The following is an 18,813-nucleotide window of genomic DNA, read 5'->3' on the forward strand; positions in this document are numbered from 1 at the left end:
GGGGCTTTCTGCATTGGCGGGTGTCATCTGAGCCTCACTTAATGCTGTCTTAATGGTTCGCGCGCAGTCTCTGCTGCAACGCGCGGCCTGCCTGCCCAGATCAACAGGGGCATCGGCAACTGGCCGTCATGTTCTCCGCCCCATCCTCGCCAGGAGCCGTGCCATGCCATCCTCAACCGCAATGCCCACCCCCAGCTCACCGCATGTGTCAGCGCAGGAGGATTCCTCGAGCGAGGGGATTTCGGTGCTGATACCCGGGCGTGATGAGCGAGACAACCTGCCGAAGCTGATCGCCGAGGTGCATGCGGCACTCGCCGGTCGGCGTTACGAGATCATCGTGGTCGATGATGGCTCCAGCGATGACAGCTGGCGCTGGCTCACGCAGGCAGCCCTGGAAGATTCGCGGCTGCGTCCCTATCACCATGACACCAGTTTCGGGCAGAGCACCTCTTTGTGGCAGGCCGCACGTCTGGCGCGTGGCGAATGGCTGGCGACCCTGGATGGCGATGGCCAGAACGACCCGGCAGACCTGCCGGACATGCTGTCACTGGCCAGTCTCGAGGGGCTGGACATGGTGGCGGGGCATCGCACCGAACGCCGCGATGACGCCGTCAAGCGAGTGTCCTCCCGCCTGGCCAATGCCATCCGCCAGGCGCTGCTGCATGACGATACGCCGGATACCGGCTGCGGCATCAAGGTCACACGTCGTGACATCTTCCTGCGTCTGCCGTATTTCGATCACATGCACCGTTTCCTGCCTGCGTTGGTGCGGGCACAGGGCGGCAAGGTGCAGTCCTTGCCGGTACGCCATCGTGAGCGTGTCGCCGGGATTTCCAAGTACGGCTTCTTCGATCGATTGTGGGTCGGCATCAGCGACATCATCGGCGTGATGTGGCTGGTGCGTCGCTCGCGCCTGCCCTCGCCGCTGCAGAATCTCTCCGGCAATGCCGTCAGTGAGACGCTGTCGCCGCTGGAGGTCGCGCTCCATCCCGCCTGCAGAAGTCGCGATGTACCGGAAGTCGGCGAACATGCCGCCAGAGACGTGTCGGGGATCGATACCGGCAGGGCGACTGGGGCGGTCGATCTCTCTGGCATCGCCACACCTCACGCCGGCGTGGCGCGGGGAGCACACTGATGGATGTCAATTCGTGGTGGGTGGCCATCGGCTTCGGTGGTCAGGCGCTGTTCTCGGCGCGCTTCATCATCCAGTGGCTGGCCAGCGAGAAGGCGCGTCGTTCCATCGTGCCGCGCGCCTTCTGGTGGTTCTCGCTGGCAGGCGGCATGACCTTGCTGGCGTATGCCATCCATCGCCAGGACCCGGTGTTCATCGCCGGCCAGGGGGCAGGACTCCTCATCTATCTGCGTAACCTGAGCCTGATCAAGCGGGACCGCGCCTCACGCCAGCAGGCGGCCAGTGACGATGCACCGAGCGTCGAGAAGCCCACCGCTTCCTCAAAGGCCTGCGAGCCGGAGGGCTCACCCCTCGCGGCAGGCGATAGTCGGCTGCGGGCCGAGCACGCTCGACTCGCGGAGGAGAATGCCCGACTCACCCATGAGGTGGCGCGACTCGAGGCACTAAGTGCTCGGCACAAGGCATCGTGCGCATGACGACGATGCTTCAAGCCCGTCTCTATCAACGCCTCGCCCGCCACCCCTGGTGGAGCCTTGCGCTGCTGTATCTGCTGGTGTCGGCCATCGGGCTCGGCATGCGCATGCCCTGGCCGGCGGATGAGCCACGCTTCGCGCTCAACGGTCTCGAGATGTGGGTCACCGGCCACTGGTGGCTGCCGCATCGCGGGGGAGAGCTGTATCCCGACAAGCCGCCGATCTTCATGTGGCTCAGTGGCCTGGCCACCGGCGTGAGTGGCGACATTCGCATCGGCTTCGCCTTGCCGTCGCTGGTCGCCGGGGTGGTGACGCTGGCGCTGAGCGTGGACCTGATCCGTCGCCTGCACGGGAAGCGCGTCGCCTTCATCGCCGGCCTGTGGCTGATCGCCACGCTGCAGTTCGTGCTGCAGGCACGTACCGCGCAGATCGACATGCTGGTCACCGCCTTCATCATGCTCGGCTGCTGGGGGATGCTGCGCCATGCACTGCTCGATGATGGTGTGCGCTACTTCCATCTTGGCTGTTTCGCGATGGGACTGGGCATCATCACCAAGGGAGTCGGCTTCCTGCCGCTCCTGATGTTGCCGTTCTGGCTGCTGGCCATGCACCGAGCGTCGCGCTGGCGCAGTGGTGGCCAGCGTGCCGGTCAGCTGTCCTGGCGTGAGCTGTTGATCGGGCTCTGCTGGTTGCTGGCAGCACCACTGGTCTGGGTCGGGCCGATGCTGGTGATGTCGCTGCTCTCTGCCGACCCGGAGCTGGCAGCCTATCGCGACAACATTCTGCTCAAGCAGACCGCCGAGCGCTACGCCGACAGCTGGCACCACCTCAAGCCCTGGCACTACTTCCTGACCCAGGTGATTCCCTGGGCGTGGATGCCGCTGCTGTTGACGCTGCCCTGGTGGCCGAAGGCTCTCGCCACCCGCTTGTGGCGTCGTGATCTACGCGTCTGGCTGCCGTTGAGCGGTGCGGTCTTGATCGTGGTGTTCTTCTCGCTGTCCCCCGGCAAGCGGGGCGTCTACCTCCTGCCGGCGCTGCCGCTGCTGGTGGTCGGCCTGGCGCCCTTGTTGCCCGGCCTGTCCAGAAAGCGGCATGTCGCCTGGCTGGCCTTCGCGCTGTGCGCGGGACTTGCCGGCATCTTTCTGGGCGCGGCACTGCTGGGGGCCGCTGGACTTCCGGCATTGACGAGGCTTGCCGAGCAGGAAGGCCTGGTGCCCTGGGGATGGTGGGGGCTTCTGGGAGGGGCTGGCGTGGCGCTGTGCGCGTGGTGGAAACCGCGCGGTGGCCTGCTCGCGCTGGGCAGCTGGCTGGTGGTCTTCTGGGTCCTGTGGGGGACCTGGGGCGCGCGACTGATGGACCCGGTGCGCAATCCGGCGGCACTGATGGCTCAGGTCGCCGAGCAAAGTGATCACCAGGCGCTGGCGATCCCTGACTTCCGGGAGCAGTACCTCCTGCAGGCGCGCCAGCCGCTATGGCACTTCGGCTACAAGACGTCGGAGGCGGACCAGTTCTCGCGGCTGTATGCCTGGCTGCAAGCGGCGCCGCAGCATCGCTGGGCCCTGATGACTCCCGGGATGCTCAAGCGGCATGCCTGCCTGGAGGCAGCGCAGGCCATCACGCTGAGTGAACCGGATGAACATTGGGCCCTGCTGCCCGGAGGAGCGGCGCTGGCGTGTCGTGGCGATGCCGATGCCGCGCCGATGTATCTGGCGCCGACCTCGGTCTCCGAGGAGGCGGCGCGGTTGATCGGTCTCCCCGGGCGCCATGACGTGATGACGGAGGCCCGCCCATGAAACGCCAGACACCCCGCTCACGTGTGATCAAGCGCAGCGAGACGGAGCCCGCCACCCGGGCTGGCCGCTGGCGCAAGGCGATGGCGCTGGCCGGAAGCGCCGTCAGCTCAGGCGCCAACCTGTGTGCCAGCGAGCGGCTGTGCTGGGCACTGTGGCTGACCCTGCTGATGGCAGGAGCGCTGGCGCGACCCTATCTGCCCATCGATGAAACCCGCTATGTCTCGGTGGCGTGGGAGATGTGGCATTCCGGTCACTGGTTCGTCTCGAGCATGAATGGCGCTCCCTACGCGGACAAGCCGGTGCTGTTGTTCTGGTTGATCCACGCTGGCTGGGCGGTCTTCGGGGTCAATGAAGTCTGGCCGAAAGTGCTGATGCCGCTGGTCAGTCTGCTGGGGATCTGGCAGCTGGGACGCGTCGCTCGCACCCTGTGTCCGGTGGCCGCGGGGGAGGGCGATGAATGGCAGATGCGTGAGCAGTGGGTCTCTCTGACCCGCTGGACGCTCGCCGGTTGCCTGATGTGGATGCTCTACAGCCAGGCCTTGATGTTCGATGTACTGCTGACCACCTGTCTGCTGGGGGCGCTGCGGCCCTGGTGTTCGCCACAGGGGGCTCAGCCCTTGCCTTGGAAGGCGGTGGCGGAGAGTGGGCTGTGGCTGGGACTTGCCCTGCTGGCCAAGGGGCCGGTGGCGCTGTTGTGGTTTGCTGTGGTGGTCGGCTCGCGCCCCTGGTGGACTCAGGCGAAGGCCCGCCAGGTCTGGGCCGGCGAGTGGCGCGGCTGGGGAATGAGTCTGCTGCTGGGGCTCGTGGTGCTGTGCGTGTGGTTGCTGCCCGCCGTCATCACCGGGCCGGCCAGCTACGTGGAGGACCTGCTGTGGGGGCAGACGGCGCATCGGGTCGTCTCCGCGCAGGATCATGCGCGGCCACTGTGGTGGTATCTGCCATGGCTTGTGGTGTTGATCTTCCCGTTCAGCCTGCGCCCGCGTCTGCTGCTGGAAGGCTTTCTGGCCTCGATTGCCCAGCGGCCGACGGCCGAGCAGCCATTGCTGAGGCTGGGACGCGTCTGGGCGCTGAGTGGCCTGCTGATCTTCTCGCTCATCTCCGGCAAGCAGGTGCATTACCTGATGCCGCTGCTGGTGCCGCTGAGCCTGTTGCTGGCCTGGGCGGCGCTTCGTCAGCCACCGGCTCATGGGGCGCTGCGGTTGCTGGCGATGACAAGCGGTGGATTGGGCGTTGCCAGTCTGGCACTGGCGGTCATCGTGATGCCGTCACTGGCGCCGACAGGCCTTGCACGATGGTCGGCGGACTCTGCACTGGTGGCCTCAAGCAGTGCCAGCCTGTCGAGTTTCCTGGCTGGCGCGGGCTTGCTGGCATTGATGTCAGGCCTGTGGCCGTCCAGCGCGACGTCAGGGGCAATCAGTGCGCGTCAGGTGTCGGGTGTGCAGGCCCGCCACGACGGTGTCCTGAATGCGCAGCGCCGCCTGGTGCTGGGCAGCGTGTTGCTGGTGACCTGTCTGTTGAGTCTGACATTGCGCCCGCTGTGGCCGCATCTGGATCAGACCGCCATCGCGCAATGGATCAATGGCCGACAGCAGGCTGGCCAGCAGGTGGCTGTCGTCGGCTGGGACTATCAAGCGACATGGCAATTCACCGGCCGTCTGACTCGGCCACTGGAGACGCTCACGCGGGATGCGGGGTCGCTTAGCGCCTGGCAGGCGGCGCATCCGGATGGCTGGCTGGTGATCGAGGCGGAGAAGTGTCTGCGTCTGCCAGGCACGCAAGGCCCGCTGGCCGGCATGCGCGACTGGTGTCAGGCGGCAGCGGATGGCAAGGCGGATACCTCACGGATCTTCCATCAGGGACGCCATCGAGTGATGACGATTCCCGCAGCGGCGTTGGGCGGCTTGCCGTCCGTGTCATCAAAGCGGGACATGTCCGCGCAGGAGAGACAATGAGCATGAAGATTCTGGTCACGGGAGCCGCAGGCTTCATCGGCGCCGCGCTGTGCGAGCGCCTTTTGCAGGAAGGCATGCAGGTCGTCGGACTCGACAACCTCAATCCCTATTATCCGCTGGCGCTGAAGAGGCATCGTCTGGCGCGCCTCGAGACGTTGGCCAGCCAGTGTGCGGGAGAGTGCGGCGATGGCCGCCGTCCGGGCAGTTTCCGCTTCGTGCCGCTGGATCTGGTCGAGCGCGAGGCGTTGCTCGCCTTGATGAAGGACGAGGGCTTCGAGGTGGTCGTCAACCTGGCCGCCCAGGCCGGGGTGCGGCATTCCATCAGCCAGCCCTTCGATTACGTCGACAGCAATCTGGTCGGCTTCGTCAACCTTCTCGAGGCGTGCCGTGCCGCGCGTCCGAGTCATCTGCTCTACGCCTCCAGCAGCTCCGTCTACGGGGATGACGCCGCTCAGCCTCTGCAGGAAGCCCAGGTGGGGGAGCGGCCGCTGTCGCTGTATGCCGCCACCAAGCGAGCCAATGAGCTGATGGCCTACAGTTACTCGCACCTCTATGGCATGCCGGTGACGGGGCTGCGTTTCTTCACCGTCTATGGCGCGCGCGGCCGACCGGACATGGCGCCGCTGCGATTCGCGCGCAAGCTGCTGGCCGGTGAGGTGATCGATGTCTACAACCGGGGGCAGATGGCACGTGACTTCACCCATGTCAGTGACATCGTGGAGGGCATCTTCCGTCTCATGCCGCTGCCACCCGCTCAGGTGTCCAGCGCGGCACCGTCACGGGTGCTCAATCTCGGCCGTGGCGAGCCCATCGCGCTGGGAGACTTCATCAACGGATTGGAAGCGGCGCTGTGCATCACGGCCCGCAGACGTCTGCTGCCGATGCAGCCGGGCGATGTCGAGCGCACCTGGGCTGACACCTCGGCACTCCAGGCGCTGACCGGCTTTCGGCCAGTGGTCAGTCTTGCCATGGGGCTTGAGGAGCTGGCCGAGTGGGCGCGGCACTATCCGTCGCTGCTGAGCGAGACGCAGGATGAGCGAGAGCACGAGGCGTCGGAAGCCGCGAGGGGACTGACGGCGCAGCACTTGAGCACCTTGCGCGGCATGACGAGCATCAGGCCGCCGGCATCGGCGGGGCTGGCCTTCAGTGCAGAAGCGCCCTTCAAGGCTTGACGGGTTTCCAACGCAGCGGGCCCCGCCACTGAGTGGCGGGGCCCGCTGCGTCCTGCTTCAGTCTGCCGACATCAGCAGCGACCTTCGCAGTTGGCCGGCTTGTCGTTGGCGATGCGCCAGTCTTCCTCGTTGGCCAGGGTGGCCAATGGAGACAGCATCGCGAAGTCGAAGGGCGTCAGGCAGGTGTCGCGTTTCACGCGCTTGGGCCAGTCGTGATTGGCCAGTGCCGAACGCCCGATCGCGACCAGGTCGGCGTGCTCAAGCGCCGCCACTGCCTTCTCGGGGCTGTCCACGCCGCCATTGGTGATCAGCGTGATGTCTGACTCCAGTGCCTTGCGCGATTGGTCGGCCAGCGCCGTCAGGCTCAGCGAGCGCTCGTCAGCATTCGCTGCCTCGGGGAAGGCGGGCGCGGCGACATCGCCACCCGTCAGGTGCAGGAAGTCCAGGCCAGCCTCGATCAGGTGCGAGAAGCGCGCACGAGCCGCGTCAGGCCCACCGGTCCAGCTGAGGTCCGGCTCGGTCACGGTGCCCTGCGACAGCCGCATGCCGAGTGGGAAGTCGTCGCCGACGGCCTCACGCACACTGCGGATCACCGCGAGCGGGAAGGCCAGCCGGGCAGTGGCATCGCCGCCCCAGGCATCGTCGCGCTGATTGAAGCGCTCACTGATGAACTGGTGGATCAGGTAGCCGTTGGCACCGTGCAGCTCGACCCCGTCAAAGCCAGCTTCCCTGGCCAGGCGAGCACTGGTGGCAAAGCCGGCGATGGCCTCGTGAATCTCCGATTCGCTGATCTCGCGAGCCAGCGGGAAGGGGCCGGAGCCGCCGTAGAAGCTGAGCATCTCGCCACTGGCCCGGCTCTCTGAGGGCGCGACCACCTCATCCTTGAAGCGGTTGTGCTGAGTCTGGGCGCCGGCATGCATCAACTGGGCGATGAGTCGGCCGCCTTGTTGATGCACGGCCTCGACCACCGGGCGCCAGCTGTCCTGCTGGGCCTGAGTGGCCAGTCCCGGCTGGTTGGCGTAGCCCTGGCTGAAGGCCTCATCGGTGTACAGGCCCTCGGTGACCAACAACGAGAAATCGCCGCGCGCGAAATCGCGGTAGTAATCGACCATGTCGAAGTGGACCAGGCCATCCTCCTGGGCGCTGGTACGGGTCATCGGCGCGAGCACCAGGCGATTGCGAAGCTCAAGCTCGCCAAGCGTGTGGGCGGTGAACAGTGACTTGGTGTCTGTCATGCGTAACTCTCCTGCGGAGATGACTCCGCTGTCGTATCCGGTCGTGGGACCTGCACTGACTGCGTACTGAACAAGACGGAAATCGATGCAGTGCTGGCGTCATGCAGACGCCGTGCAGTGGCCTTGAGGGATGATCGACGGATCATCTGTATGCGATATATCGTGCCTGCCGAGGTGGGGTGTCACAAGCGGGATCGCTGGAAGGAGAGTGTTGTCGTTTCGACAACTTGATTGCGTAATTGCTTGAATATCAAGGGATTTTCGTAATCACTTCACGGTTGCTGCATATTGTGGCAACGGTGTACTGCTTTCCATGCACATGCCCTGCACCCACGCATGTGCATGCAACGAAACAGGCCCCGCAACCCAGGGTTGCGGGGCCTGTTTCATCCGCGGGAATCGTGTCTAGGGCGAGGGCTCAGCCCGGGCGATCACTTGCCGTCACATTGGGCAGTCTGCTTGCCGCCGGAAGGTGGGCAGCCGAACCAGTTCTCGGTCGGCTTGGCCTGGCCAGTATTGGCATGTCGTCCCCCCTGGCTTCCGATATCCCCGCCATCGAGGCTTTTCTGTACCTGACGCTTGGCCTCATCCTTGGATTGCTGGTTGGCCTCGGGCTGCTGGTGCTGCTGGTAGTTCGCCCCATTGTCGCGGGAATCATCAGCGGTACGCGTGGAGTGGCTGGTGGTCGGCTCGCCGTTCGAGGAGTGCTGGGAGGCAGCGGCACCACTGACTCCCGTCTCGGTATTCATCTCGTCGAAGGCATAGGCCGGTGACAGGCTCAGGCAGCCCAGCATCACGGCGGCGATGCCGACACCGTAGCGCGTCTTGCGTGAAGCGCCTGCTCGGAAGGGGGAGGGGGTCGTGAATGACATGTCGAGTGCTCCTTTGGGGAAACGGCGTGGAGCATGGGCCAGGCCATTCCGTGAGCAAGTCAATGAGTGCTTGCTCGTTGTGCAAGAGACATCCAGACGTTGCGCTGTACTGGACGCTGATGGAAGAGAGATCGGGGCAGATGACGAGAAATCAACTCTCGCTGACGTTCCTGCATCGCTGGCAGGTGAGGTGGCTTGCGTATCCGGTGGTCAGGGCGGTTATCTGGTGTCGGGCCCTTGAAGTCGTCGCCTGGCATGACAATGTGATGGGGAGAGGGCAACGGCCCCCTGAGAGTTCACCCAGTCAAGGAGACACGCATGACGATCAAGAAAACCGGTTCCGCGCATTGGGAAGGTAGCGTCAAGCAGGGTAAAGGTACCGTCAGCAGTGAAAGCGGCGCCCTCAAGGATCAGCCCTATGGTTTCAATACGCGTTTCGAAGACGGCGCGGGTACCAATCCTGAAGAGCTGATCGGCGCAGCACATGCCAGCTGCTTCTCCATGGCGCTGTCGATGATGCTGGGAGAGGCAGGCCATGAGCCGAGCGCCATCGATACCCGCGCGACCGTGCATCTGGACAAGGATGACAGCGGTTTCAGCGTCACCAGGATCGCACTGGTGACCAAGGCCAAGGTGCCGGGTATCAGTGACGCGGACTTCCAGGCGACCGCCGAGAAGGCCAAGGCCGGCTGCCCGATCTCCAAGCTGTTCACTGCCGAGATCACCCTTGAGGCGTCTCTCGACAGCTGAGACGCTCGCCAGCTGCCCTCGGCTCTTTCGGGTGAGGCAGCTATGGTGTGAAGGCGCATCCCCTCAGCAGGGGGGGGGCGCCAATGAAAAAACCGCCCTGAGGGGCGGTTTTTTGCGTGGTATCTCTCTTTTTTCTCTTTCTTTTTTTCTCTCTCTTTTTCCTAACACTCTATCTCTCTATCTCTCTATCTCTCTATCTCTCTATCTCTCTATCTCTCTATCTCTCTATCTCTCTATCTCTCTATCTCTCTATCTCTCTTTCCATTTCTCTCTAGCCTTATCTCTATCCGCTTCCATTCCGGTCAGCGTTCGTCGGGCCTTTTCGCGTCATCTGGCTCATCGGGTGGCAGTTCCTCTTCGCTGATCGCCCCGGCATGTTGCATGGCGTTGCGACGGGATTGCAGACGCGTCAGAGGGGTACGGCTGGGCGTGCGGTACCAGCGGATGTTCTCGCGTGAGCATTGCTCGAGTTCCGCGATCACCTGAGCGCCAAGCAGCAGGATGATGGCGCCAACCTCCAGGCCCAGCAGCAACACGATCAAGGTGGCCAGCGAGCCATAGATGGCGCCCACGAAGGACAGGTGAGTGAAGTACCAGCTCAGCGCCAGACGTGTCAGCTCCCACAGGGTCGCCGCGACCAGCCCGCCGACCAGTGCACGGCGAGTGGAGACGCGTGTCTGGGGCAGGATCTTGTAGATGGCGCTGAACAGCCCGAACATGCCGACGATGCTGATCAGGTAGATCACTTCACTGCCCGCCTCGCCGAGCGTGACCTCGATACCCGTCAGCAGGGTCAGGGCATCATTCATCGCCGAGGCCAGTGCCACCAGCAGGGTCAGTGCCAGCAGGCCGGCCCCCAGTACCATCACGAAGGCATAGGGCAGCAGGGCCGAGATCCAGGCACTGCGTTTGCGAATCACCGGGTGCTGATGAAAAATCAGCGCGATGGCATCCTCCAGCATGCGAAAGGCCAGCCCGGCGAAGAACAGCAAGCCCCCCATCCCGATCCAGCTGATCACGTCACGGTTGTCCAGCAGCTTGCGCACGGCATCCAGCAGCACGTCTTCCTGCCCGGGTCCCAGATGCTGGACCTGGATGGCGATGATGCTCATCAGACGTGACTCATCGACCAGATGCGTCAGCAATACGCAGCTCAGGGCGAACAACGGCACGCTGGAGAGCAGGATGTTGTAGCCCACTCCCCCCGCCAGCAGTACGCCACGATTGGCGATGAACTGGCCCAGCACCCGCCAGGCGAAGGCGATCAGGCGGGGGAGAAAGCGCAGCAGTCGCGCGCGCCAGGTATCGTCAGCCGTGTCCGGCATCAATGGCCTCCTGGAGAGTCGGTGGACTGGCAAGGCGTCACGAGGTGCCGCCCTTGAGTGCCCGTCGGCTGCGGCTTTCGGCGCGATGTGCCAGCAGGGTCGAGGTCGAATAGAGCGCCAGCCCTGACCATATCAACACGAAGGTGAGCAGCATCGAGGGCTGCAAGGTCTCGTGGAATACCAGCAACGCGATGGCGAACTGCATGCTCGGGTTGATGTACATCAGAAAGCCGACGGTGGCGAGGCGCAGGCGGCGTGCCGCGCCGGCAAAGGCCAGCAGCGGAAGCGCCGTCAGGATACCGCTGGACATCAGCAGCACGCTGGCGGGCAGCTTCAGCGGGCCGATGCCCGTGGCCAGAAAGCGTGACTCGCCTGTCTGCCACAGACCCGCGATCAACAGCAGGGCGAGGGGCGCCAGCATCAGCGTCTCGACGAACAGCCCCGACAGGCCATCCAGCGCGACACGCTTGCGCAGCAGCCCGTAGGTGCCGAAGGACAGCGCCAGCGAGAGGGTGATCCAGGGCAGCTCGGAGAGATTGAGAAACTGCAGGCTCAGGCCCAGCGCCGCCAGCCCCAGCGCCACGCCCTGCAGGCGAGTCAGGCGTTCCTTGAGCACCAGCATGCCCAGTGCCACGTTGACCAATGGCGTCAGGAAGTAGCCGAGGCTTGCCTGCAGCACTTCATGCTGCTCCACCGCGAAGATGTAGATCCCCCAGTTGGCCGCGATCAACAAGGCGCACGCCAGCCCCGGCCATAGTTGCCGTGGCCTGGACAATGCGCTGCGAATCGGTGACCAGCGCTTCAGCAGGCTGATCAGGAGGATGAGAAACACGCAGCTCCACAGGATGCGGTGCAGCAACACCTCCCAGGCGGGGATGCCGGAAAACAGCGCGAAGTACAGCGGAAAGCAGCCCCACATGGCATAGGCCGTCAGGCCGTAGCCGACCCCCTTGAGGCCTTCGCGACGGGCCAGGGCTGCCGCTTCATCGCTCTCGGGCGTGCTCTGCGCCTGGCTCATCGCGAGTCACTCTCGCCATCCTGAGCCAGTGGCTTGCCCGCGATGTAGTAGCCCGAGGGGCTCAGCGCGAGGAAGAAGGTCTCGGCCTCGGGGTAGCCGGCTTCGCGCATTGCCTGGTGGATGGCCTCGCCACAGACGTCTCGGACCTGCTGGCCGCGTTCGAACCACAGCACCTCGACGAAGGGAAAGGCATCCACCGTCTGGCCGTCGAAGACATATTGCGTGCTGATGCACTCCAGCGTGAACTCATCGCGCGGCGTCGCCGTGGCCTCACTGAGCTGGTCGACAAGCGTGCGCGAGACGGGGGCGAGACGGGCGGGGGTAACGCCATGGAAGCGAAGCTGAGGCATGCAGGGCTCCTGGAGCACGAATGGGTGGGGGTGACAGCGCGCGTGGTCGACAGGCGGACCGAGGTCCATGCGCCGAGCTTCATCAGCCGGCGCTGACGGAGCCGGCATCAAGCCCCGCGCAACATCAGCATAAGGGGAAGCGATGGCCTGCGTCGCGCCTTCAGGCCGCGGCAGCATGTCGATGGTCAATATATCATCGGCGACTCATGCACACATCCGCTGGCTGAGCCGCGCGGAGTTGTCGGCCAGTTCCCGCATTGCCTCTCACATCTGAGCGCCACAGACGGTAGAATGGGCGCATTCATGCTCGCGATGGCATGCAGGCCTCACGCCCTCCATCACCCGCAAGGCGTGTCCCGGGAGGGCGGCATGAGGGCAAGATGACCGAGGATCAGGGAGACGGCATGACAGTGACGAATCCATCAGCAACGTGGGAAGACGCAGGCAAGTTGCGTGTCAGCCTGGTGCAGGCCGATCTGCGCTGGGAAGACCCGGCAGAGAACTGTCGCCTGCTGGGCGAGCAGCTGGACGCCGCTGGCCTGACGACCGGCCCTGACGGCCACAATGCCCTGACCGACCTCATCGTGCTGCCCGAGATGTTCGCCACCGGCTTCACCATGAATTCCCGTGAGATGGCCGAGCCGATGGAGACCAGCGAGAGTGTCGCCTGGCTCAAGGCGCAGGCTGTCGCGCGCGGTTGCGTGATGACGGGCAGCATTGCGGTACTCGAGGGAGACGAGTGCTACAACCGCATGCTGTGGGCCACGCCGAGTGGTGAGCTGAGACATTACGACAAGCGCCATCTGTTTCGCATGGCAGGCGAGCATGAGCGTTATGGCATGGGCAATGAGCGGGTGATCGTCGAGCTCAACGGCTTCCGGATCCAGCTGTCCGTCTGCTATGACCTGCGCTTCCCGACCTGGCTGCGTCAACGCCCCGTGATTGGCGGCATGAGCGCGGCGGAGTGTGCCACCGGCAGCGCCTTCGAATATGACCTGCTGCTGTGCGTGGCCAATTGGCCGGGCGTGCGGCGGCATCCGTGGCGCACCCTGCTTCAGGCACGCGCCATCGAGAATCTGGCCTATGTGGTGGGCGTCAACCGAGTGGGTGACGATGCCAACGGGCTGCACTATACCGGCGATTCCATGGTCTGCGATTACAAGGGCGAGCCCATCCTCGACCCCGCGCCAGACCAACCCTTCATCGAGACGGTGACGCTTGAACGCGGCGCCCTCGACGAGTTTCGAACCAAGTTTCCGGCGTGGATGGACGCCGATCATTTCACTCTGGAGGCCTGATGCGCCTGGACAAATTCCTTACCGAAACCACGGATCTCAGCCGCAGCGATGCCAAGAAGGTCGTGCATCGCGGCGATGTCACCGTGGATGGTGAGGTAGTCAAGAACACCGCGCGTGCCGTCAAGGATGGCATGCGCGTCGAATGGAACGGCGAGCACCTGGAACTGATGGGCCTGCGCTATCTGATGCTCCACAAGCCGGCCAATGTCGAATGCACCACCAAGCCGGGCCTGTACGAGCGCGCGCACGACCTGATCGAGCTGCCCAATGTCGAGCGCCTGAGCATCGTCGGGCGTCTCGATGTCGACACCACCGGTCTGGTGTTGATGACGGATGACGGCCAGTGGAACCACCGCGTCACCTCACCCAAGAAAGCCTGTGCCAAGCGTTATCGCGTGACCTTGGCGCGCCCGCTGGAAGGGGATGAGCTGGCGCGTGCGGTGGAAGATTTCGAACACGGCCTGATGCTGGATGGCGAAGAGAAGCCGACGCGTCCGGCACGCCTGGAGATGGAAACGGCCACCGTGGGTCTGCTGTGGATCACCGAAGGCCGCTATCATCAGGTCAAGCGCATGTTCGCGGCCATCGGCAATCATGTCGAAGCCCTGCACCGCGAAGCCATCGGCGACGTGGAGCTGGACCCGGAGCTGGAACCCGGCGAATGTCGCTTCCTGCGTCCGGAAGAGATCGCCAGCTTCTGATCATCAGCGCCATATCGTCATGAAAAGCCCCCGTCAATTTTCCTCAATGGCGGGGGCTTTTTCATGCGCGTCGTTGGCCGCCGAGCCTTGTATCGATCCAACGATCGCGCTTAAGGTAAGCGTTGTCTGCTCGTATTGTGAATTCTTTGCGGGAAGCGCGTTTTGCAGAAGTGAAATTTATACTGAGATCTTCTTCAATCAAACGCTTGTTTCCAGTATTTTCATGACAATGGCGTCTCCATAACAACAACGAGGAAAATCCACTATGTCGTCCCCCTTCACCAAGTCCCACCTGATGAAACCCCTGCCGCTGCGCATGGCGCTGGCGGGCAGTGGCCTGCTGCTGGCGACCCTCTCGGCACCGGCAAGCGCCGCGGAAGATGCCAGTGTGGTATTCGCGGCGCCGCCGTGGCCGGGCGTGACCATGAAGACCGAAATCGCCTCCGAGATCTTCGAGGCGCTGGGCTATTCCCCCACCACGCGTCAGCTGGGCGCGCAGATCACCTATGAAGGCATCTCGCTCGGGGAAGTGGATGTCTACCTGGCCGCCTGGCTGCCGGGGCAGAGCACCATGTACAACGCGGCGATGGAAAAAGGCGCCATGGTCGATCTGGGCAACAACGTGAACGGCGCGCGAGCCAATTTCGCCGTACCGCGTTATGTGGCCGAAGCCGGCGTCACCTCACTGAACGATGTCGACAAGCCGGAATTCGCCGACAAGTTCGAGAAGACCATCTACTCCATCGAGATCGGCTCGGGCTCCAGCGAGATCGCCAACCGTGCCGTCGACGAAGACATCTACGGCCTGGGTGACTGGGACCTCAAGGAATCCTCCACCGCCGGCATGCTGGGGACGGTGGCCAATGCCATCAAGCGCGATGAGTGGGTCATGTTCGTCGGCTGGACCCCGCACTGGATGGGAGTCGAATACGACATGGTCTTCCTGGAGGACCCCAAGGACCTGTGGGGCCCGGGTGGCGGCGCCAGTGACGTGAAGACCCTGGCCAACAAGGCATGGTCGCAAGCGCATCCCAACGCCACCGTCTTCCTGGACCAGATCGCCTTCACCTCCGAGGAGCAGAGCGAGCTGATCTATGGCTTTGGCAAGGAAGAGCGCCCGCAGGAAGAGGTGGCTGGCACCTGGATGAAGGCCAATCCCGCCAAGGTCAAGGGCTGGCTGGAAGGGGTGACCACTCGAGATGGCGAACCCGCCTGGCCTGCCGTGCAGAAAGCGCTTGGCCTGCCGGACGCCTGACGTGTCGATTCCGAACCTGTCACTTCCGCCTGCACGGCTGAACACTCGGTCTTGAAACTCGGTCTTTAAACTCGGTCTTGAAACTCGGCGACACTGGATGACACGGCCTGCGTGCCTGTTGTCGCCGGCAATGTCTGATCAGAACCCCGCTCCTGGAGCGGGGTTCTTGCATTTCTGGCACCTTCTCACTGCCCGTCGAGCCCCATCGCGGCATCGTCATGCAAATCTTGCATGGAAAATCAAAATAAAGAATTGGTCGGACCTGTTCGCGCTGTATCACCATGTCTCCGCATTCTGCGTCGCTTCAACGCGCAGCAAACAACAATGACAAGCAGGGTTTACCTCATGGCTGATACTGATTCGTTCGCCGAGCGCGATTCGCGCACCCCCGGTCCCGTCGCGCGCTTGCTGTCCCCGTGGACAGGCTTGCCGCTCTGGAAACAGATCTTCATTGCACTGGTGTTGGGCCTTGGGCTGGGCATCCTGCTCAACCAGACCGGCCGCGCCGATATCGCCGCCGACATCAAGCCGCTGGGGGATCTGTTCATCCGCGCGATCAAGATGCTGATCGTGCCGCTGGTCTTCGTCTCGCTGGTCACCGGTGTGGCATCACTCGACAACCTTTCCCGCCTGGGGCGATTGAGCCTCAAGACACTGGGGCTGTATCTGGGCATGACGGCGGTGGCGATCACCATCGGCCTGGGGCTGGCGGCTCTCTTCCAGCCGGGCGTGGGTATCGACCTGGGCAGCGCCGCCGGTGTCGAGGTGAGGGAAGCGCCGACCGCCGTCGAGACATTGCTTGGCCTGGTGCCGACCAATGCCGTCGAGGCCTTCGCCGAGGGCAATGTGCTGCAGATCATCGTGTTCGCGATCCTGTTCGGCCTCTCCATCACGCTGGTCGGGGAGAAGGCGCGTCCGGTACGGGTATTCTTCGAATCCGCGGCGGAAATCATCTACCGCATGACCAGCATCGTCATCGCCTTCACGCCCTACGGTGTCTTCGCGCTGATGGCCTGGGTCGCCGGAACCTACGGGCTGGCGATGCTCGCGCCGCTGGCCAAGGTGATCGCCATCGTCTATCTGGGCTGCATCGTGCACGCCGTGGTGGTGTATGGCGGCCTGCTGCGCTTCGTCGCGCGCCTCAATCCCATGCGGTATTTCCAGGGCAGTGTCGAGCCGATCATGCTCGCCTTCACCAGCACCTCAAGCTCCGGCACCCTGCCGGTGACCATGATGGCCGCCGAGCAGAATCTGGGCGTCAAGCGCAGCGTCTCGAGCTTCGTGCTGCCGCTGGGCGCGACCATCAACATGGATGGCACCGCGCTGTATCAGGGTGTCTGCGCGCTGTTCATCGCCCAGGCCTACGGTGTCGATCTGGGCATGACCGAGTACGTCACCATCATCATGACCGCCACCCTGGGCTCCATCGGCACGGCGGGCGTGCCGGGGGCGGGGCTGATCATGCTCTCGCTGGTGCTGACCTCCGTCGGCCTGCCGCTGGAAGGGGTCGCCATCATCGCCGGGGTCGACCGTGTGCTCGACATGGCACGTACCGGGCTGAACGTGGCCGGTGACTGCGCCGTCAGCTGTCTGGTCGCCAAGAGCGAGAAGGCACTCGATGAAGAGGTCTTCAACACCCCGCACGTAATGCGTTCGACCTTGAGCTGAGCGTCGCGCTGATGGAGGGAAGTGGCCTTCACTTCCCACTGACCGGCAGCCAGGAGGTGCTGCCGGTCGTCCTTCCCCAGGAATCTGTCGCCCTCAGGCCGACAGGCATGTCAAAGATGGTCAGGAGAATCGCGCCATGGAAGCGTCTGCCACACGGCTTTCTGTCAATCGGCTTTCTGCGGCTGGACTCGCTGCTGGCGGGCCCCGCAACGCGCCGGACACCGTCACCCGCTACGGTGTGGTCGGCGGGCTCGGAGCGCTGGGCAGCGCGGATGTATTGCTCAAGACCGTGCGAGCGGCCCAGTACTGCAAGCCCCCGCGCCGAGTGGACATCGCCTTCGAACAACGTCACTTCGAGGATGGCCCCGGCATCGCGGAAGAGGGCTATGACCCGCTGCGCCGCAAGTTCTATGTCTACAACGTGCTCAAGGACATGCAGGGCAAGGTCGAGAATGCGCTGGTGCCATGCTTTCTCTCGCATACCTTCCTGGCCGAGATCACCCCGGAAATCAGCGTGAACGTGGTGGATATCTTCGAGGCACTGCAGGACCGCATTCGCCGCGAGTACCCTGACGTTCGCAAGATCGGTGTGCTGACCTCAAGCTACGTGCGCGCCTCTGGCATCTTCACGCGTCGTCTGTCCGGGCCCGTATCCGAGCCCATGACCCGACCGGAAGGTGCCGAGCCCGGCGCGGAGCTCGAGGTGCTCTATCCGGAGGCGCGCGTGCAGCGCGAGGCATTGATGGAGGCCATCTATGGCCCGACGGGCATCAAGAGCGGCCATCATGGCGGTGAATGTCTGCAGCAGCTGATAGAAGCCTGCGATGATCTCATTCGTCAGGGAGCCGAGATCATCGTGCCGGGCCTGAGCGAGATCCCGGTGATGATGGCCTCGCTGCAGCCTCTGATTCCGGTGCCGTTGCTGGATTCCAATCGAATCTACGCCGAGTACGCGCTGGGACATGACCGCGAGCAGGAAGGGCGGCAGTTCAAGCTGGGCGTGCTGGGCGGCGTCGGGCCCGCCGCGACGGTGGACTTCATGCGCAAGGTGGTGGCGCTGACACGCGCCGAGCGCGATCAGGATCACCTCAAGATGGTGGTGGAGCAGAATCCGCAGATTCCCGATCGCACCGCCAATCTGATTGGCAACGGGGAAGACCCGAGCATCCCGATGCTCGCCACCTGTCAGCGACTGGAAGCGGATGGTGCCAATGCCATCGCGATTCCCTGCAATACCGCGCATGCCTTCGTGGCGCGTATCCAGCCCTATATCAACATCCCCATCGTCAACATGCTCGATGCGGTGGTGGAGGATATCGCCGCGCGGGAGACGCCGGTGGCGCGGGTCGGGCTGCTCGCGACCAGTGGCACCGTGGCCAGTCGGGTCTACCACGACATCCTCGAGGCCTCGAGGCGTGAGACGCTGGTGCCGGACGCCTCCCATCAGGCTTGCGTGATGGACGCCATCTACGGACAGCAGGGCGTCAAGGCGGGTCACACCTCAGGCGAATGCAGTCTGATGCTGGAAGCTGCCATCGAGCACCTGCTGGCCCAGGGGGCAGAGGTGGTCATTCTGGGCTGTACGGAACTGCCGTTGATCGAGTTGCCGACGGCGCTGCGTGAGCGCGTGGACTTGCTGGACCCCTCGGAGATACTGGCCCGCCGCTGCATCGCCCTGGCGCAATAGCCCGATGACCTCGTGCCGCTTACCTCGTGCCGATGACGTCGAGGTGGAGAATATGGCGCTGTGAAAACAGCGAGGGAAACAGATAGCACCGCCTTCGCGGAAGGAAGGAAAGAAGGAAGGAGGGCATGCAAG

General features: G+C 64.0%; 16 protein-coding genes. 11 read left to right on the forward strand and 5 right to left on the reverse strand.

All coding sequences use genetic code 11. From position 1 onward, the window contains the following. Positions 1-163: 163 nt before the first annotated feature. Genes HXS65_RS03115 through HXS65_RS03135 form a run of 5 tightly spaced genes read left to right on the forward strand, consistent with a single transcriptional unit; the run spans position 164 to position 6,522 of the window. Positions 164-1,135 carry a glycosyltransferase family 2 protein gene (locus HXS65_RS03115; RefSeq protein ID WP_255304397.1) on the forward strand — a complete coding sequence of 324 codons (972 nt, stop codon included), beginning with the start codon at positions 164-166 and terminating at the stop codon, positions 1,133-1,135. Next, complete coding sequence (locus HXS65_RS03120; RefSeq protein WP_176493051.1) at positions 1,135-1,608, forward strand: lipid-A-disaccharide synthase N-terminal domain-containing protein; 474 nt, start codon at positions 1,135-1,137, stop codon at positions 1,606-1,608. The genes HXS65_RS03115 and HXS65_RS03120 overlap by 1 nt, the downstream gene beginning before the upstream one ends. Then, on the forward strand, positions 1,605-3,398 hold the full coding sequence (locus HXS65_RS03125) for a glycosyltransferase family 39 protein (RefSeq protein ID WP_176493052.1): 1,794 nt from the start codon (positions 1,605-1,607) through the stop codon (positions 3,396-3,398). Before HXS65_RS03120 ends, HXS65_RS03125 begins: the two co-directional genes overlap by 4 nt. After that, entirely contained in the window at positions 3,395-5,350 is a 1,956-nt protein-coding gene (locus HXS65_RS03130; protein WP_176493053.1) for a glycosyltransferase family 39 protein, read from the forward strand. Before HXS65_RS03125 ends, HXS65_RS03130 begins: the two co-directional genes overlap by 4 nt. Continuing rightward, positions 5,347-6,522, forward strand: a complete 1,176-nt coding sequence (locus tag HXS65_RS03135) for an NAD-dependent epimerase/dehydratase family protein (RefSeq protein WP_308483171.1) — start codon at positions 5,347-5,349, stop codon at positions 6,520-6,522. Before HXS65_RS03130 ends, HXS65_RS03135 begins: the two co-directional genes overlap by 4 nt. A 71-nt stretch (positions 6,523-6,593) precedes the next feature. Here HXS65_RS03135 and HXS65_RS03140 read toward each other — a convergent pair whose 3' ends face one another. Both HXS65_RS03140 and HXS65_RS03145 read right to left on the reverse strand, forming a co-directional pair. Beyond that, positions 6,594-7,757, reverse strand: coding sequence for an NADH:flavin oxidoreductase (locus HXS65_RS03140; RefSeq protein WP_176493054.1), 1,164 nt, complete (start codon positions 7,755-7,757; stop codon positions 6,594-6,596). 431 nt (positions 7,758-8,188) lie between these two features. Continuing rightward, the gene (locus HXS65_RS03145) at positions 8,189-8,629 is read right to left on the reverse strand and encodes a hypothetical protein (protein WP_176493055.1); all 441 of its coding nucleotides are present in this window, start codon (positions 8,627-8,629) and stop codon (positions 8,189-8,191) included. A 318-nt stretch (positions 8,630-8,947) separates the two neighbouring features. Here HXS65_RS03145 and HXS65_RS03150 point away from each other — a divergent pair, with 318 nt between their 5' ends. Next, a complete protein-coding gene (locus HXS65_RS03150; RefSeq protein WP_077372838.1) occupies positions 8,948-9,379 on the forward strand; it encodes an OsmC family protein in 432 nt (143 codons plus the stop codon). A 302-nt stretch (positions 9,380-9,681) separates the two neighbouring features. On the opposite strand, the gene HXS65_RS03155 is transcribed toward HXS65_RS03150, so the two are convergent. Genes HXS65_RS03155 through HXS65_RS03165 form a run of 3 tightly spaced genes read right to left on the reverse strand, consistent with a single transcriptional unit; the run spans position 9,682 to position 12,072 of the window. After that, entirely contained in the window at positions 9,682-10,704 is a 1,023-nt protein-coding gene (locus tag HXS65_RS03155) for a YihY/virulence factor BrkB family protein (RefSeq protein WP_077372841.1), read from the reverse strand. 37 nt (positions 10,705-10,741) lie between these two features. Next, on the reverse strand, positions 10,742-11,722 hold the full coding sequence (rarD, locus tag HXS65_RS03160; protein ID WP_176493056.1) for an EamA family transporter RarD: 981 nt from the start codon (positions 11,720-11,722) through the stop codon (positions 10,742-10,744). Continuing rightward, complete coding sequence (locus HXS65_RS03165; RefSeq protein WP_169477152.1) at positions 11,719-12,072, reverse strand: DUF1904 family protein; 354 nt, start codon at positions 12,070-12,072, stop codon at positions 11,719-11,721. The genes rarD and HXS65_RS03165 overlap by 4 nt, the downstream gene beginning before the upstream one ends. A gap of 404 nt (positions 12,073-12,476) precedes the next feature. On the opposite strand from HXS65_RS03165, the gene HXS65_RS03170 reads away from it, so the two are divergent. From HXS65_RS03170 to HXS65_RS03190, 5 genes are all read left to right on the forward strand, one after another. Further along, positions 12,477-13,370, forward strand: coding sequence for a nitrilase family protein (locus tag HXS65_RS03170; protein WP_176493057.1), 894 nt, complete (start codon positions 12,477-12,479; stop codon positions 13,368-13,370). After that, the gene (locus HXS65_RS03175; RefSeq protein WP_077372850.1) at positions 13,370-14,071 is read left to right on the forward strand and encodes a pseudouridine synthase; all 702 of its coding nucleotides are present in this window, start codon (positions 13,370-13,372) and stop codon (positions 14,069-14,071) included. The genes HXS65_RS03170 and HXS65_RS03175 overlap by 1 nt, the downstream gene beginning before the upstream one ends. A 265-nt stretch (positions 14,072-14,336) precedes the next feature. Further along, positions 14,337-15,326, forward strand: coding sequence for an ABC transporter substrate-binding protein (locus HXS65_RS03180; RefSeq protein WP_255304398.1), 990 nt, complete (start codon positions 14,337-14,339; stop codon positions 15,324-15,326). 345 nt (positions 15,327-15,671) lie between these two features. After that, positions 15,672-16,994, forward strand: a complete 1,323-nt coding sequence (locus tag HXS65_RS03185; RefSeq protein ID WP_176493058.1) for a dicarboxylate/amino acid:cation symporter — start codon at positions 15,672-15,674, stop codon at positions 16,992-16,994. A gap of 136 nt (positions 16,995-17,130) precedes the next feature. Continuing rightward, positions 17,131-18,681: an amino acid racemase gene (locus HXS65_RS03190; RefSeq protein WP_176493059.1), complete on the forward strand. Its 1,551-nt coding sequence runs from the start codon at positions 17,131-17,133 to the stop codon at positions 18,679-18,681. Positions 18,682-18,813 lie beyond the last annotated feature (132 nt).

Source organism: Cobetia sp. 5-25-4-2, assembly GCF_013374075.1.
Lineage (GTDB): Bacteria > Pseudomonadota > Gammaproteobacteria > Pseudomonadales > Halomonadaceae > Cobetia > Cobetia marina.